Source organism: Myxococcus sp. AB025B, assembly GCF_006518215.1.
Lineage (GTDB): Bacteria > Myxococcota > Myxococcia > Myxococcales > Myxococcaceae > Myxococcus > Myxococcus fulvus.
The window spans coordinates 1-1218 of the sequence record NZ_SRLW01000640.1; the positions used below are offsets into that span (position 1 = coordinate 1).

General features: G+C 67.7%; 1 pseudogene. It reads right to left on the bottom strand.

The features are described from left to right. Positions 1–557: 557 nt before the first annotated feature. Positions 558–1091: pseudogene (locus tag FL311_RS43240) on the bottom strand (transposase); the annotation flags it as partial. Between the last annotated feature and the right edge of the window lie 127 nt (positions 1092–1218).

Sequence of the window (1218 nt, forward strand, 5' to 3'; positions counted from 1 at the left end):
AAGGAAGCTCACGATTATGCGGAGTTGGCCAAGGGTCTCATGGCCTCGACACGCTAGGTCGGATCGACCGTGGGCGGCGCGGCATACCCCTCAACTCCGCATAACGCCGGACTCGGCATAATTGCGCATGTCCACCGGCCCGGTGAACAGCAGGATTCGCACCGAGGCCGGCAGCGTCAGCACGCAGTCCCAGCGCGGTGACCAGTCTGGCCACGTAGTCCACGTCCGTGCCTGGTTCGAAATGCACGCGCGCTCCGCCGGCGATCACCACCTCCAGCACCGCCACATCGAGGGCGGGTGCACGGCTCACCTGCACCGGTAGCAGACGCACGGGCGACTCTGCCTCGGTGTTCCTCTGGCGTCGACGGTGGTAGACTCAGGGTGGCACGGTGCTCAGCCTCAGCCCCCGGCGTCCGGCGAGCTTCTGCTGCATCAGCCTGCGCGCTTCGAACTCCTCCGTGACGCGCACCTACGTAACCGTCCGGTGGACGTCGTGCCGGGAAGTTTGACGACGGACGAGTACCGTGCTCGGCGAGCGCCGCGAGGAGCGAGGGTGTTCAGGGACTGGGCTGGAGGGGAGGCTGGGCCAGTTCGGCGGCGCGTCGTCGCACCCACTCGTGGGGTAGCAGCTCACCGATGCGCGAGTTGGGGTGCGTCTGCACACGCAGCAGCACGTCGGCCAGATATGCCTCGGGATTGATTTGGTTGGCCTCGCAGGTGGCCACCAGCGCGTAGAGGCCGGCGAGATTCTCTCCCGCGGCCTCGTGGCCGACGAAGAGGAAGTTTTTGCGGCCCAGGGCCGCCTTTCTCAGCGCCGCCTCCGAGCGGTTGTTGTCAAGAGGAAGCCGCTCATTCTCCACGAAGCGCGTGAGGGCCTCCCACTGCTTGAGGGCGTAGGAGATGGCCTGGCCCAGTGGACTCTTGGGCGGGTGGCGCGGCGCCTGCGTTTCGAGCCAGACGCGCAGCCTGGCGAGGACGGGGGCGCTGCGTAGCTGGCGCAGCTCGCGGTGCGCGGCGGTGCGCGCCACGTCCGCCTCACGCGCCTGGGCCTCCACCCGGTAGAGCTCGAGAATGAAGTCCAGGGCCTCGCGTGTCAAGGCTCGGCCAATCAGGTCGCTGTTGGGTTCGGCCAATCAGGTCCGGACGTGAAGCGCCCAGGAAGCGCGACAGTGTGGACCGCGCGAGTTCGGCAAAACCGGTCCGGCAGGGGCTCTGCCA